The organism is Actinoallomurus sp. CA-150999 (genome assembly GCF_050942425.1).
Taxonomy (GTDB): Bacteria; Actinomycetota; Actinomycetes; order Streptosporangiales; family Streptosporangiaceae; genus Actinoallomurus.
Genome location: NZ_CP192063.1, coordinates 6,663,020 through 6,676,940 on the forward strand (window position 1 = coordinate 6,663,020; position 13,921 = coordinate 6,676,940).

The following is a 13,921-nucleotide window of genomic DNA, read 5'->3' on the forward strand; positions in this document are numbered from 1 at the left end:
CATGGATCCCGCACGCGCGCTCAGCGACGCACAGCCCACCCCGTACTGGCTCGACGATCCCGGCCGGCCGTCGGGCCGGCCCGCCCTGGTCGGTGACACCACGTGCGACCTGCTGGTCGTCGGCGGCGGTTACAGCGGGCTGTGGACCGCGCTGATCGCCAAGGAACGCGACCCGTCTCTCGACGTGGTCCTCCTCGAGGGTCAGGAGGTCGGATGGGCGGCCTCCGGACGTAACGGCGGTTTCTGCGAAGCCAGCCTCACGCACGGCTTCGAGAACGGACTGGCCCGCTGGCCGGGCGAGCTCGCCGAGCTGGAACGCCAGGGCCGGGCCAACCTCCAGGCGATCGAGACCACGATCAAGCGCTATGGCATCGACTGCGAGTGGGAGCGGACCGGGTCGATCAGCGTCGCCACGCGGCCCCACCAGCTCGCCGAGCTTCGCGAGAGCGCGCGGACCGCGGTCGAGTACGGGCTCGATCTGACCTTCCTGGACACCGACGCGCTGCGCTCACGCGTCGACTCGCCCACGTTCCTCGGCGGCCGGCTGGACCGAGACGGCACCGCCATGGTCCACCCGGCCAAGCTCGCCTGGGGCCTCAAGGCGGCATGCGTCTCTCAGGGGGTCCAGGTCTTCGAGCGCACCCGCGCCCTCGGACTGACCGCGCACGGCTCCGGCCTCGCCGTCCGGACTCCGTACGGCGAGGTCCGGGCCCGGAAGGTCGCGCTCGCCACCAACGCCTTTCCCTCGCTTCTCCGGCGGGTGCGCCCCTACATCGTTCCGGTGTACGACTACGTGCTGACGACCGAGCCGTTGCCCGACCGGCTGCTCGCCACGATCGGCTGGCGCGGCCGCGAGGGACTCAGCGACAGCGCCAACAAGTTCCACTACTTCCGGCTCACCGCCGACAACCGCATTCTCTGGGGCGGCTATGACGCCGTCTACCACTACGGCAGCCGGCTGGCCACCGAACTCGACCAGCGGCCCGCCACCTTCCGCACCCTGGCGCGCAACTTCTTCCGTACGTTCCCGCAGCTCGAGGGCGTGCGGTTCACCCACGCATGGGGCGGGGCGATCGACACCTGCAGCCGGTTCTGCGCGTTCTTCGACACCGCCTACCAGGGCCGGGTGGCCTACGCGGCCGGTTTCACCGGCCTCGGCGTCGGCGCCACCCGGTTCGGGGCGCAGGTCATGCTCGACCTGCTCACAGGCGGGTCCACCGAGCGGACGGCGCTGAAGATGGTACGGAGCAAGCCGTTGCCCTTCCCACCGGAGCCTCTGCGATGGGCCGCCATCGAGATCACTACCCGGTCGCTCGGCCGCGCCGACCGCCGCGGCGGGCGCCGCAACCTCTGGCTGCGCGCACTCGACCGGTTCGGCCTCGGCTTCGACTCCTGACCGCAGGCGGCGCCCCGCCGAAACCGGACCGGTCGTCGTGGCCTCGGTCCTGGCGGGGTGCTCGCCGACGGGCGGCGCGGTGATCGCGCGCGCCGCCGCGCGTGGTTCAGCGCACGCCCCAGGCGTAGGTCTGCTTGCGCAGCTTGAGATAGACGAAGGTCTCGGTGCTGACCACACCGTCGATACCGCGGATGTTCTTGGTCACCAGTGCGAGCAGGCGTTCGTCGCTCTCGCAGACGACCTCCGCGATGAGGTCGAAGGAGCCGGCGGTGATGACGACGTAGTCGACCTCGTCCATCGCGGCGAGCGCGTCGGCAACGGGCTCCGGGTCTCCGGCCGTTTTGATCCCGATCATGGCCTGCCGGGTGAAGCCGACCTCCTTTGGGTCGGTCACCGCCACGATCTGGATGACGCCGCTACTGACGAGCCGTTGAACCCGCTGCCGGACCGCGGCCTCCGACAGTCCGACGACCTTGCCGATCGCACCGTACGGACGACGACCGTCCTGCTGCAGCTGCTCGATGATCGCCTTGGAGACCTCGTCCAGTTCGCCGCCGCGTTCGTTCGATGCCGACTGGGCTGACATGGGGGAATCCTAGTGTCGGGAAACCCGCGCCGGGCATGCTCGTGCCCGTCCAGCGCGCCGGTGGACGTGACACGGAGCATGCTCGGCGCTTGCGGCTCCGCTCAGATCCGCTTCCACGCCTCGGTCAGGGTCGCGCGCAGGATCTGCTCCATCTCGTCGAAATGCGCCTGATCGCAGATCAGCGGCGGCGAGAGCTGCACGACGGGGTCACCACGGTCATCGGCCCGGCAGTACAGACCGGCGTCGAGGAGTGCGTGGGAGAGGAAGCCGCGAAGCAGGCGTTCGCTCTCGTCGTCGTCGAAGCTCTCCCGCGTGGCCTTGTCCTTGACCAGTTCGATGCCGTAGAAGTAACCGTCTCCGCGCACGTCGCCGACGATGGGCAGGTCCAGCAGCTTCTCGAGGGTGGCCCGGAAGGCCGCCTCGTTCGCGCGGACGTGCTCGTAGACGCCCTCGCGTTCGATGAGATCGAGGTTGGCCAGCGCGACGGCCGTCGACACCGGGTGCCCGCCGAAGGTGTAGCCGTGCGCGAACATGACGTCCTCGCGCAGGAACGGCTCGGCCAGCCGGTCGCTGGTGATCATCGCGCCGAGCGGCGCGTAGCCCGAGGTGATGCCCTTGGCGCAGGTGATGATGTCGGGCTGGTACCCGTAGCGTTCGGCGCCGAAGGTGTGACCGAGCCTGCCGAAGGCGCAGATCACCTCATCGGAGACGAACAAGACGTCGTACTCGTCGCAGATCTGCCGCACCCGTTCGAAGTATCCGGGCGGTGGCGGGAAGCAACCGCCCGCGTTCTGGACGGGCTCCAGGAACACCGCTGCCACGGTGTCGGGCCCCTCCTGCTCGATCGCGACGCCGATCTGATCGGCGGCCCACCGGCCGAACGCCTCCGGGTCGTCACCGAAGACGGGCGCACGGTAGATATTGGTGTTGGGGACGCGGAACGTGCTCGGGACCAGCGGCTCGAAGGGTGCCTTCAGAGCGGGCAGCCCGGTGATCGACAAGGCGCCCTGCGTGGTGCCGTGATAGGCGACCGCACGGCTGATGACCTTGTGCTTCGTCGGCTTGCCCACCAGCTTGAAGTACTGCTTGGCGAGCTTCCAGGCCGACTCCACCGCCTCGCCTCCCCCTGAGGTGAAGAAGACCCGGTTGAGGTCGCCGGGGGCGAGACCGGCGAGGCGCTCCGCCAGCTCGATCGCGTTCGGGTGCGCGTAGGACCAGAGCGGGAAGAACGCCAGCTCGGCCGCCTGCTTGGCGGCGGCCTCGGCGAGTTCGGCACGGCCGTGACCGACCTGGTTCGTGAACAGACCGGCGAGCGCGTCGAGGTAACGCTTGCCGTTCGCGTCATAGACGTAGGCGCCTTCGCCGCGCACGATCACGGGCACCGGGGACCCGGCCCCGTACTCGCCCATCTTGCTGAAGTGCAGCCACAGATGGTCCCGCGCCGCCCGCTGCGACTGTTCGGTGGCGGTCTGATGCAGCGTCATGGTCACCCCTGTTCATCTCATGCGGATAGCAGCAGTGTGCACGCGAAACGCGACTCGGTCAACGATATTCGTTGTATTCGAAGCTGATTGCAACTAGATTCGTCGTCGTCGAGTACGACAACAGAGGAGAAGATCCGTTGCCTACCCAGACTCGCCGCCTACAGAACTTCGTCAACGGCGCCTACGTCGACGCGACCGAAGGCCAGACGACCGGGCTCATCAACCCCGCCACGGGCGAGGTGTTCGCCGAGGCGGCGCTGTCGGGGCGCGCCGACGTCGACGCCGCGTTCGCCGTCGCGGCCGCCGCCTTCGAGAACGGCTGGCGCGACACAACGCCGGCGGAGCGGCAGATCGCGCTGAACAAACTCGCCGACGCCATCGAGGGTCGCGCGGACGAACTCGTGGCCGCCGAGGTGGAGAACTGCGGCAAGCCCGTTCAGGCGACCATGGATGAGGAGATCTTCCAGGTACTGGACGCGCTCCGCTTCTTCGCCGGCGCCGCCCGCAACCTCGAAGGCAGAGCCGCGGGAGAGTACCTGGCGGACCACACCTCCTGGATCCGCCGCGAGCCGATCGGACCGGTCGGCCAGATCACCCCATGGAACTACCCCATGGCGATGGCGGCGTGGAAGATCGGACCGGCGCTGGCCGCGGGCAACACCATCGTGCTCAAACCGTCCGACACCACTCCGGTGTCGACGCTGATGATCGCCGAGATCGCCGCCGAGTTCCTACCCCCCGGCGTGCTCAACGTGATCACCGGAGACCGCGGCACCGGCCGCGCGATCGTCGAGCACCCGACCCCGCGCTTGATCTCGCTCACCGGCTCCACGCGGGCGGGCATGGAAGTCGCCCAGGCCGGCTCGAGGGACCTGAAACGGCTCCACCTCGAACTCGGCGGCAAGGCCCCGGTCATCGTCTTCGACGACGCCGACATCGAAAAGGCGGCCGAGGGCATCGCCGGCGCCGGCTACTTCAACGCAGGACAGGACTGCACCGCGGCGACCCGCGTGCTCGCCGCACCCGCCATTCACGACGAACTGGCGGCGGCGCTCGCCGAGAAGGCCGCCGCGACCGTCACAGCAGGTCCGGACAGCCCGGAGGCCTACTACGGCCCGCTCAACAACGCCGGCCAGTTGGTCAGGGTCACCGGTTTCCTCGACCGCGCCCCCGACCACGCGCAGGTCCTGGCGGGCGGCTCCCGCGTCGGCGACACCGGCTACTTCTTCGCCCCGACCGTCGTCTCCGGGCTCCGGCAGGGCGACGAACTCGTGACCGACGAGATCTTCGGACCTGTCATCACCGTGCAACGCTTCGACGACGAGGACACCGCCGTCGCGTGGGCCAACGCCGTCGAATACGGGCTGGCCTCAAGCGTGTGGACCCGTGACCACGCACGAGCGCTGAGGGTGTCGCGACGACTCGACTTCGGATGTGTGTGGATCAACACCCATATTCCGCTCATCGCCGAGATGCCGCACGGCGGCTTCAAGCATTCCGGGTACGGCAAGGATCTGTCGGCCTACAGCTTCGAGGAGTACACCCGCGTCAAGCACGTCATGAGCTATCTCGGCTGATCACACAAGTCGTCATCCCGTGATGGCTGCGGTGAGCTCGTCGCGTCCGCTGGTATTGGTTTTGCGGAACAACGACTTCAGGTGATCGTTGACGGTGTAGAGGGAGATCCCGAGGCCGCGGGCGATCTGTTTGGGAGCGGTCCCCTCGCAGAGCTTTTCGAGGATGGTGCGTTCGCGGGAGGTGATGGAGTACCAGGCTGTGAACGCGGGCAGCAGCATTCCGCCGGTGGCCGCCTGGATGATCACAGCGACGTCGCCGGTGCCGTCGTCGTTCAGGGGTTGTGCGTGGATCGCCACCCAGTGTCCGGCGTAGGACGCGGGCATGCAGGCGACCGGGAGCGGCCGACCAAGGTGAGAATTGCGGGCGGCGAGTGATACCTCGCTGGAGATCGCGGTGGCGGCCCAGTCGCCGGAGATCGCCGCGGGCAGCCGTAGTTCGCGCAGCCATGCTCGTGCCTGTGGGCTGACCGCCCGTACGGCATGGTCGGCGCCCACCATGATGATCCCCGGTGCCAGGTCGGGCCTGGCCCCCTGTGGAGGGATGGCCGTCGCGTGCCCGCGCACGACCGCGATGAGCGGCTGGGCCAGTCGCAGCAGCGCCCGCTCGTCACCGGCCCCGAAAGGGCGACCGCCTTCTTCCCGTAGCAGCGAGACCATGCCCCACACGCCGCGCCCGTCGCGCAGGAGCATCCGCAGTTCGCTGCCTACTCCGTGCGCTGAGAGAACCCCCTGCGCCAGGGGTGCCGGCGCGGAAGGGCTGATCACGCCGATGGGCGTACTGAAGCGGGCCAGCTCATCGGGACTGTACGGGTCCTCGCCGAAGTGCAGGTTGAGCCGCTGGGCCAGGCGGAGCGCGGGGTCCGCCCGGTGCCAGAAGCCGAGGGAGGCGATGCCGGTCGCCGGATTCATCCCATTGAGGTTGAAGGAATCGTGCGGCACCACCGCGGCGATGGTCTGGGACAGGAACTCGCCTAACTCGTCCGGGCTGAGGCCCGGCCGGGCTCCGGCGCGAAGCGATTCCCCCAGTCGGGACAGCGCATCCTCCACAAGGCGAGTGTCTCGCAAGGGATGCCCATACCGCGACCGAGTTACCGGTGGCCATCCCGAGATTTGAGGGTGTCCCGCCAAGGACCGGGTGGACGACACTTGGCGAGGTGTTACCTGGTTGCATGCCGGCTAGGCGGGGGTGAGGCGAGGGTGATGGAGCCAAGATGCTGGTCGCGAAGGCTGCTGGTCATGGCGGTCTGCGGGTGGCTCGGACCAGCGGCGGTCTTCGGGGCGAGGCCCGCAGAAACCGCGACCATACCGGGGGATGAGTCCCTTGTGCGGACGGGCTCCGGGCCGGTGCGCGGCGTCCTCGGCGACGGCTACCGCGCCTTCTCCGCCATCCCGTACGCGGCGCCGCCCGTGGGTGAGCTGCGCTGGCGGCCGCCGATCCCTCCCCGGCCCTGGTCACAGGTCAAAGACGCGAGCAGGCCCGCCCCGCGCTGCCCGCAGACCGCGCTCGCCGGAAGGGATCCCGCCGATCCGGGCAGTGAGGACTGCCTCTATCTCAACGTCACCACCCCCCGCGCCACCGGGCCCCACCGGCCGTGGCCGGTCATGGTCTGGCTGCACGGCGGATCGTTCGCCACCGGCTCTGGCGGTGCCTACCGACCACAGCGACTCGTCACCGGCGGAAACGTTGTCGTGGTCACCCTCAACTACCGGCTCGGGGCGCTGGGATTCTGGGGCTACCCGGGGCTGGGCTCCTCGGCGACCTTCGGGTTGCTGGATCAGCGCGCGGCCCTGGACTGGGTGCACCGCAACGCTTCGGCGTTCGGTGGCGACGCGCGCGACGTCACCGTCTTCGGCCAGTCCGCCGGCGCGCTGAGCATTTGCGCGCACCTCACCTCAGCCCAGTCCGCGGGCCTGTTCCACCGGGCGATCCTGCAAAGTGGCGCGTGCACCACGAGCACGCCCCCGCTCAGTCCGGGTCAGGGAACCGCCACCTCGATCTGGACTCGCCGCACCGACGCCGAGAAGAGCGGTACCGCCCTCGCCGAACGCCTTGGCTGCGCGGACAAGGCCACCGCGCTCGCCTGCATGCGCCGGATCCAGCCGGCCGACCTGCTGAAAGCCACCAAGAACGCCACCTGGGGGCCGGCCTACGACACGCCGATTCTGCCGATCAGCCCGGACCAGGCGCTGCGCGCAGGCCACTTCCACCGGATGCCCGTACTGGAGGGGCACACCCGCGACGAAGCGCGACTGACCGCCGCGCTCACCCTGCCCAGACCGATCACCACCGCCGAGTACACCGCACTGGTGGTCCGAGCGTTCGGCGCGAACGCGGGCAAGGTCGCGGCCCAGTACCCGCCGGGCCGGTACCCCTCACCGAGCCTGGCCTGGGCCACCCTCCTCACGGACCGGATATTCGCCTGCCCCACCCTGACCGATGAGCGCCTCTTGGCGCGAACCGTACCCGTCTTCGGCTACGAGTTCGCCGACCCCGACGCCCCGCGCATCTACCCGTTCCCCGACTGGATGCCGCCGGGCGCCTACCACGGTTCCGACCTGGCCTACCTGTTCGACCCCGCCGAGGCCGACCGGCTGACCCCGGAACAGCGCGAACTGGCCGCCACGATGATCGGCTACTGGACCCGGTTCGCCGCCACGGGTGACCCGAACACCAGCCGGTCGCCACGCTGGCCACGAATCAGCCTCGACCGGCCGATACGCGCGCAGGCGTTCATGCCCGGAAAAGATGGCATCGCGCCAGTGGATCCGGGCATCGAGCACCACTGTGGCTTCTGGGCACAGATGTCTTGAGGTCTGGCTCGGTCAGGCGCCAGCCCAGGCGGTATGGACCTACCCCACGCAGGCGAACGGCGCCCGTGGGAGTGCCGTCCCGGCGGCCGGGCCGCCGGGACGGGAGCGTCGGCCTCAGGCGATCCCGGGCAGGAGCGCCGCGGACCAGCTGAAGTTGGTGGAGTTCAATGGTTGTCCGGTCAGGGGGTCGTAGTTCTCCATGATCGGGCGGTCGCCGAGCAAGCCGTCGGCCGACTGCCAGAGCCGGTTCGCCGCGGCGGTGGCGTCCGTGCCGTAGCCGTACCGGCGCAGGCCGGCCAGTGCGAAGTAAGCCTGGTCCAGCCAGACGGGGCCGCGCCAGTACTCTTTCGCGGAGAAGTACGGCGAGCTCTTGGCCACCGTCGGGAACGGCACCTTCGTGGCGAACTCGGCCGGATCGGTGAGCCTCGCCCGGACCCGCGCCGCCTCGGCGCCGTCGGCGACCCCGGCCCACAGTGGGACGGCGCCCTCGATGCCACGGCCCCGCTCGACGAGCCGACGGCCGGTGGCCAGGTCGGTGTCGTAGAAGAAGCCGGTCGCCGGGTCGTACATCTTGGCCCGGATCGCCGCGGTCAGCGTCCGTGCCTGCGCGGTGTACCGCGCGGCGTCGGCCCGGTGCCCGAGCCGCGCCGCGATGGCCGCCAGGTAGCGCTTCTCGGCGACGAGGTAGGAGTTCAGATCGACCGACTCCTGGTTGAGCGAGTAGCCGAGCAGGCGGCCGTTCGCATCGCGGTTCTCCGCCACGGTCGTGCCGAGTGCGGCGTCGAAGCGCGGCGCGTTGTCCATACCGCTCTCCCACGCCGCCGCCTGGCGCCGCTCCTCGGCGCTGTCGTTGGCCGGGTCGACGGTGGCGCCGTACTCGGCCAGGCCGTCGTGGTCGTGGTCCCGGTCGCGGTACCACCAGTCGTGGTAGGCGACCAACTTCGGGTACATCTCCTTGAGGAACGCGGTGTCGCCGTTGGCCCGATAGACCTCCCAGACCGCCCAGGCGGCCAGCGGCGGCTTGGAGTTGCGCTCGTTCCAGTTGCCGCCGCCGCGCGCCGGGTCGTTGTAGAAGATGCAGTCGGGGATCATCCCGGCGTCCTGCGGGCGGGTCGGCGAGTCGGGGCTGACCTGGTAGTCGAACATCGACCGGATCTGCGACTCGGCGAGCGCGGGGGCGAACCGGGCGGTGCCGACCGCCTGCTTCCAGGTGTCCCAGGCCCAGAGCCCGCCGGTGAACCACTTGTAGGTGATCGACGGGGTGACGCCGTCGTGCTTGAGCATCCCGGCCGCGCCGCGCCAGTTGGTGATCAGCGTCTCGACCGACTTGACCACGGCGCGGCGCCGATCGGCGGGCACGCCCCTGGTCACGGCGGTGACGTAGCCGTGCCAGCGCGAGTCGCCTCGGGCGATGGCCTGCTCCGGCCGGCGCAGCAGGTCGCGCACGACCGGCGTCTCCCGGTTCCGCTCCGCAGCGGTGAAGGTGTAGGTCTCGGTCCAGGTCAGCGCGGTGGTGCGGTGCGGCGCGACGGTACGCGGACGTGCCAGCTCGGTGACGTACGAGTCGCCGGTGACCGTGCTGCGAACCGGCTCGGCGTGCACGACCTCGAACCGCTCGGTGCCGTCGGTGAGGTAGTCCCACGTCTGCCGGACCCGGGCGAAGTCGACGGCGACGCCCTGGCCGGTGGCGCGCATCGACGGAGCGCTGCGCATCGGCTCGGTGTCCGGGCGCAGCAGCGCGCCGGTCCAGCCCACCTCCAGCGTGCGAGCGGCGGTGCCGGTGTTCTCCAGGTACGCCCGTACGAGTGCGCTGCGGTCGCTGCCGAACCGCAACTCCAGGGTGAGGCGCAGCCCCGGCAGGTCGTACGACTGGCGCAGCAAGCCCGGCAGCGCGGTCAGCACCGGCTTCTTCGCGGTGGCCAGGTCGATGTCCCGGCCGTTCTCCCGCAGCCGGATGCGGGAGAACGCCTTGCTCAGCCACCACGGGTACTCCTGGGCGATGTACATCGGCCCGGAGAACGCGCCGTACGTGGAGGGGTCCTTCGGCAGCGCGTAGGCGTGCCAGGCTCCCTGGTCGGCGAACACGTTGATGTCGTTGACGTCGGCGGGCAGGGCGTTCGAGGGAACGCCGTGCAGGTCGAGCACGTCGGCGTACCCGGCCGGTGGTGGCGCGGCGTACGCGACGGGAAGGGCGGTGACGACGAGGGCCGAGCCGAGCGAGAGCCCGGCCAGGGCATGCAGCGATCGACGCATGATCACCTTTCGTGGGGAGAGTAGCGGCCGTCAGCGGGCCGTCTTGAGCACCGCCGCCCCGAGCGGGGGCAGCCGGAGCGTGCCCCGCACAGCGGTGCCGGTCAGCAGCTCGATCCCGTCGGGCACGGGCAGCTCCGCGTCCGTGCCGGCGTGGTTGAGCAGGAAGAGGTAGGAGGCGTCCGGGCCGTCGCGGCGGGTGACCTCCACGCCGTCCGGGGCCTCCAGCACGGGCCGTACGCCCGCGTCGGCGAAGACGGCGTCGAGCACGACGCCGACGTCCTCGCCGAGATGGCAGCCGAGGTACCAGGAGCGGCCCGAGCCGTACGCGTTGCGGGTGACCGCCGGGCGGCCGGCCAGCGGACCGGAGGCGTACGCCCCGACGGTCTCGGCCGTCGTCGCGGTCAGCCACTCGCTCCACAACGTCGCCGACAGGGCGCGGTCGCCGACCGCGACCCCGGTCGCGTCCCCGTCGGCGATCGGCCAGAACTCCTCGACGGCGACGCCGAGCACGTCGCGCAGCGGGCCGGGACAGCCACCGTCGTGGATGTGGTCGTGCTCGTCGGCCACGCCGCTGAAGCAGCCGCAGACCAGCCGACCGCCGTCCTCGACGTAGGCGGTCAGCCATCGCGCGGTGGCCTCGGTCACGAGGTAGAGGTTGGGCGCCAGGACGACGCGGTAGCCGTCCAGCGGAGCTCCCGGCGGCACGAAGGAGACCGTCACGTTGCGGGCATGGATCGGGGCGTACCAGGAGGCGACCAACTCGCGCAGCCGCAGCCGCGACGACGGGTGCTCGTCCAGTTCCAGCGCCCACCAGGAGTCCCAGTCCACGGCGATGGCGACGTCGGCGGTCAGCCGGCTACCCGCGACCTCGCCCAGCCGGGCCAGCTCCCGGCCGAGCCGTACGGTGCCGGCCCAGCGCGGCGACGCGACGCCCCGGTGCGGCAGCAGCGCGCTGTGGAACTTCTCCGCGCCGGCCCGGGACGCCCGCCACTGGAAGTGCAGGACGCCGTCGGCGCCGCGCGCCACCGTCTGCAGGGACCACAGCCGCTGCAGCGCCGGGGTCTTCGGGACGTTGACGGGCCGCCAGCTCACCGCCGAGGGCGCCTGCTCCATCAGCAGCCACGGCCGGCCACCCTTGAGCGAGCGCATCAGGTCGTAGTTCAGCGCCGCGCCGACGTGCGCCGCCGGGTCGGCCGGGTCGGGGTAGGCGTCGTCGGAGACCAGGTCCTCCTCCGAGGCCCAGGCCCAGTAGTCCAGCGCCTTGAACATCGACATGAAGTTCGTGGTCACGGGAACGTCGCCGCGGACCTCGTCGAGCACCGCCTTCTCGGCCCGGTAGCAGGCCAGCAGCGCGTCCGAGCAGAACCGTCGCCAGTCCAGCACCTGGGTGGGGTTGACCGGGCCGGGGGCGGCGCGCGGCGGCTCGATCTCCTCCCACGCGCCGTACCGCTGGGACCAGAAGTCGGTACCCCACGCGGCGTTCAGCGCCGCCGGCCCGGTGTACCGCTCCCGCAGCCAGCGCCGGAAGTCGGCGGCCGAGGTCGGGCAGAAGCACTCGGTGACATGGTCGCCGTACTCGTTGTGGACGTGCCAGAGGGCGAGCGCCGGATGGTCGTGGTACCGCTCGGCGATCGCCCGCGCAAGCCGTACGGCCGCCCGCCGGTAGACCGGCGAGGACGGGCAGTAGTGCTGCCGCGAGCCGAACTCCAGGCGTACGCCCTCGGCGGTGACCGGCAGCACCTCCGGGTGCGCGCGGACCAGCCAGGCGGGCGGCGACGCGGTGGCGGTGGCCAGGTCGACGCCGATGCCGTTCCCGGCGAGCAGGTCCAGCAGCCGGTCGAACCAGCCGAAGTCCCAGGTGTCGGGGCCGGGCTGCAGCCGCGCCCAGGAGAACACCCCCACCGTGACCAGGTTGACCCCGGCCTCCCTCATCAGCCGGACGTCCTGCTCCCACACCTCCTCGGACCACTGTTCGGGGTTGTAGTCGCCGCCGTACAGCAGACCTGGGATCCGGGTCAGGCGATCGTCGATCCGCGTCATCCCTTGACCGCCCCTCCGAGCAGCCCGGACACGAACTGCTTCTGGAAGATGAAGAAGACGAGCATCAGCGGCAGCGTCGCCAGGAACGAGCCGAGGATCAGCCCGGAGTAGTCGACGTGGCTCTGCCCGACGAGGGTGTACAGCGCGACCGGCGCGGTGTACTTGTCCTCGGTGTTGAGCATCAGCAGCGGCCACAGGAAGGCGTTCCACTGGCTCATGAAGGTGAAGATGGCCAGCGCGCCGAGCTGCGGGCGCACCACCGGCAGCACGATCCGGTAGAAGACGCGCAGGTCGCCGGCGCCGTCCATGCGGGCCGACTCGATCAGCTCGTCGGGAAAGTCCAGGAACGCCTGGCGCATCAGGAAGATGCCGAACGAGTTGGCCAGGAACGGGATGATGACCGCCTGATACGTGTCGATCCACCCGAGGTTCGACATCATCTGGAACAGCGGAACGAGCAGCACCTGGAACGGGATCATCATGGTCGCGAGCACCAGGCCGAGCAGCAGCCCGCGGCCGCGGAACCGGTACTTCGCCAGGCCGTACCCGCACATCGCGGAGATGAGCGAGCTGACCAGTGTGTAGACGACCGCGATGCCCAGGCTGTTGGCCATCACCCGGGTGAAGCCGATGGAGTGCTGCAGCGACACGAGGTTGTGCAGCAGCCGACCGCCCGGCAGGAACGGCGGCGGCGAGCGGAACAGCTCGGCGTTGTCCCGGGTGGAGGCCACCACCATCCAGTAGAACGGCACGATGCTGACCACCGCGCCGACAGTGAGGAACAGGTAGCCGGCCGCGCGGCCGAGCAGGCGCGGGCGCAGGGTGCGGGTCGTGGTGGTCATCGGCTCGACCGGCCCTTTCCGAGGAAGCGGAACTGGACGAACGAGATCAGCCCGATCAGCAGCACGACGACCCAGGCGATGGCGGCCGCGTAGCCGAAGTCGAGCTGCTCGAAGCCGACCTTGTACAGGTAGAGGACGGGCGTCATCGTGGCGTTGCCCGGCCCGCCCTTGGTCAGCACGTAGTTCTCGTCGAACAGCTGCAGGGTGCCGATGGTCGAGGTCACCGAGCAGAAGAGGATCACCGGCCGCAGCTGCGGGACGATCACGCGGGTGAACGTCGTGAAGGCGCCCGCGCCGTCGATGGCCGCCGCCTCGTACTGCTCGCGGCCGATGCCCTGCAGCCCGGCCAGGAGGATCACCGCGTTGTAGCCGGTCCACCGCCAGGTGATCGAGCCGATCAGCGCGATCCGGGCCCAGCCGGGGCTGTTCAGCCAGTCCACCTCGGGCAGGCCCACGGCGTGCAGCGACTGGTTCACCATTCCGCCGTCGGTCTTCAGCAGCACCCGGAACACCACCGAGTAGGCCACCAGCATGGTCACGGCCGGCAGGAAGTAGGCGATGCGCCAGGTCGACCGGAACCGCAGCCACGACCGGTTCAGCCCGTACGCCAGCAGCAACCCCAGGCCGATCATGAGGGGAACCTGCACGATGAGGATCAGCCCGGTGTTGCGCAGCGACGCCCAGAACACCGGGTCGTGCAGCATCCGCCGGTACTGGGCGAGCCCGACCCAGGTCTGCACCCCGTCGCGGTCGGCGGTGAAGCTCTGGTAGACGCTCGCCAGCAGCGGATAGGCGAAGAACAGGACGAACAGCGCGGCGGCCGGCCCCGCGAAGATCCACGGAGTGAGCCGTGGCAGGCCGCGCCGCTCCTCCCCCCGGCCGGGCCGCCGCCCGGCCGGGGCCGGCGCGCGCACGGCCTCTCGTGTCACGTC

The 13,921-nt window shown here is 70.3% G+C and carries 10 protein-coding genes; 3 read left to right on the forward strand and 7 right to left on the reverse strand.

Translation table 11 applies throughout. From position 1 onward, the window contains the following. Nucleotide 1: 1 nt before the first annotated feature. The gene (locus ACQP2O_RS30865; RefSeq protein WP_433171119.1) at nt 2-1,396 is read left to right on the forward strand and encodes an NAD(P)/FAD-dependent oxidoreductase; all 1,395 of its coding nucleotides are present in this window, start codon (nt 2-4) and stop codon (nt 1,394-1,396) included. A 106-nt stretch (nt 1,397-1,502) separates the two neighbouring features. Here ACQP2O_RS30865 and ACQP2O_RS30870 read toward each other — a convergent pair whose 3' ends face one another. Both ACQP2O_RS30870 and ACQP2O_RS30875 read right to left on the reverse strand, forming a co-directional pair. After that, nucleotides 1,503-1,982, reverse strand: a complete 480-nt coding sequence (locus ACQP2O_RS30870; protein WP_433171121.1) for an Lrp/AsnC family transcriptional regulator — start codon at nt 1,980-1,982, stop codon at nt 1,503-1,505. A 101-nt stretch (nt 1,983-2,083) separates the two neighbouring features. Further along, nucleotides 2,084-3,466 (reverse strand): aspartate aminotransferase family protein, encoded by a 1,383-nt coding sequence (locus tag ACQP2O_RS30875; protein ID WP_433171123.1) that lies wholly within the window; start codon nt 3,464-3,466, stop codon nt 2,084-2,086. A gap of 137 nt (nt 3,467-3,603) precedes the next feature. Between ACQP2O_RS30875 and ACQP2O_RS30880 the strand changes: the two genes are divergently transcribed. Beyond that, on the forward strand, nt 3,604-5,043 hold the full coding sequence (locus ACQP2O_RS30880; protein WP_433191209.1) for a gamma-aminobutyraldehyde dehydrogenase: 1,440 nt from the start codon (nt 3,604-3,606) through the stop codon (nt 5,041-5,043). A gap of 12 nt (nt 5,044-5,055) precedes the next feature. Here the strand turns inward: ACQP2O_RS30880 and ACQP2O_RS30885 are convergent, their stop codons facing one another. Continuing rightward, nucleotides 5,056-6,090 carry a helix-turn-helix transcriptional regulator gene (locus ACQP2O_RS30885; RefSeq protein WP_433171124.1) on the reverse strand — a complete coding sequence of 345 codons (1,035 nt, stop codon included), beginning with the start codon at nt 6,088-6,090 and terminating at the stop codon, nt 5,056-5,058. 276 nt (nt 6,091-6,366) lie between these two features. Here ACQP2O_RS30885 and ACQP2O_RS30890 point away from each other — a divergent pair, with 276 nt between their 5' ends. Next, nucleotides 6,367-7,854 (forward strand): carboxylesterase/lipase family protein, encoded by a 1,488-nt coding sequence (locus ACQP2O_RS30890; protein WP_433171126.1) that lies wholly within the window; start codon nt 6,367-6,369, stop codon nt 7,852-7,854. Between the two features lie 114 nt (nt 7,855-7,968). Here the strand turns inward: ACQP2O_RS30890 and ACQP2O_RS30895 are convergent, their stop codons facing one another. Genes ACQP2O_RS30895 through ACQP2O_RS30910 form a run of 4 tightly spaced genes read right to left on the reverse strand, consistent with a single transcriptional unit; the run spans nt 7,969 to nt 13,918 of the window. Next, on the reverse strand, nt 7,969-10,107 hold the full coding sequence (locus ACQP2O_RS30895) for an MGH1-like glycoside hydrolase domain-containing protein (protein WP_433171129.1): 2,139 nt from the start codon (nt 10,105-10,107) through the stop codon (nt 7,969-7,971). A 30-nt stretch (nt 10,108-10,137) separates the two neighbouring features. After that, the gene (locus ACQP2O_RS30900; protein ID WP_433171131.1) at nt 10,138-12,147 is read right to left on the reverse strand and encodes a beta-galactosidase; all 2,010 of its coding nucleotides are present in this window, start codon (nt 12,145-12,147) and stop codon (nt 10,138-10,140) included. Further along, nucleotides 12,144-12,989, reverse strand: a complete 846-nt coding sequence (locus ACQP2O_RS30905) for a carbohydrate ABC transporter permease (RefSeq protein WP_433171133.1) — start codon at nt 12,987-12,989, stop codon at nt 12,144-12,146. Before ACQP2O_RS30905 ends, ACQP2O_RS30900 begins: the two co-directional genes overlap by 4 nt. Further along, nucleotides 12,986-13,918, reverse strand: coding sequence for a carbohydrate ABC transporter permease (locus tag ACQP2O_RS30910; RefSeq protein ID WP_433171135.1), 933 nt, complete (start codon nt 13,916-13,918; stop codon nt 12,986-12,988). Before ACQP2O_RS30910 ends, ACQP2O_RS30905 begins: the two co-directional genes overlap by 4 nt. Nucleotides 13,919-13,921: the final 3 nt, after the last annotated feature.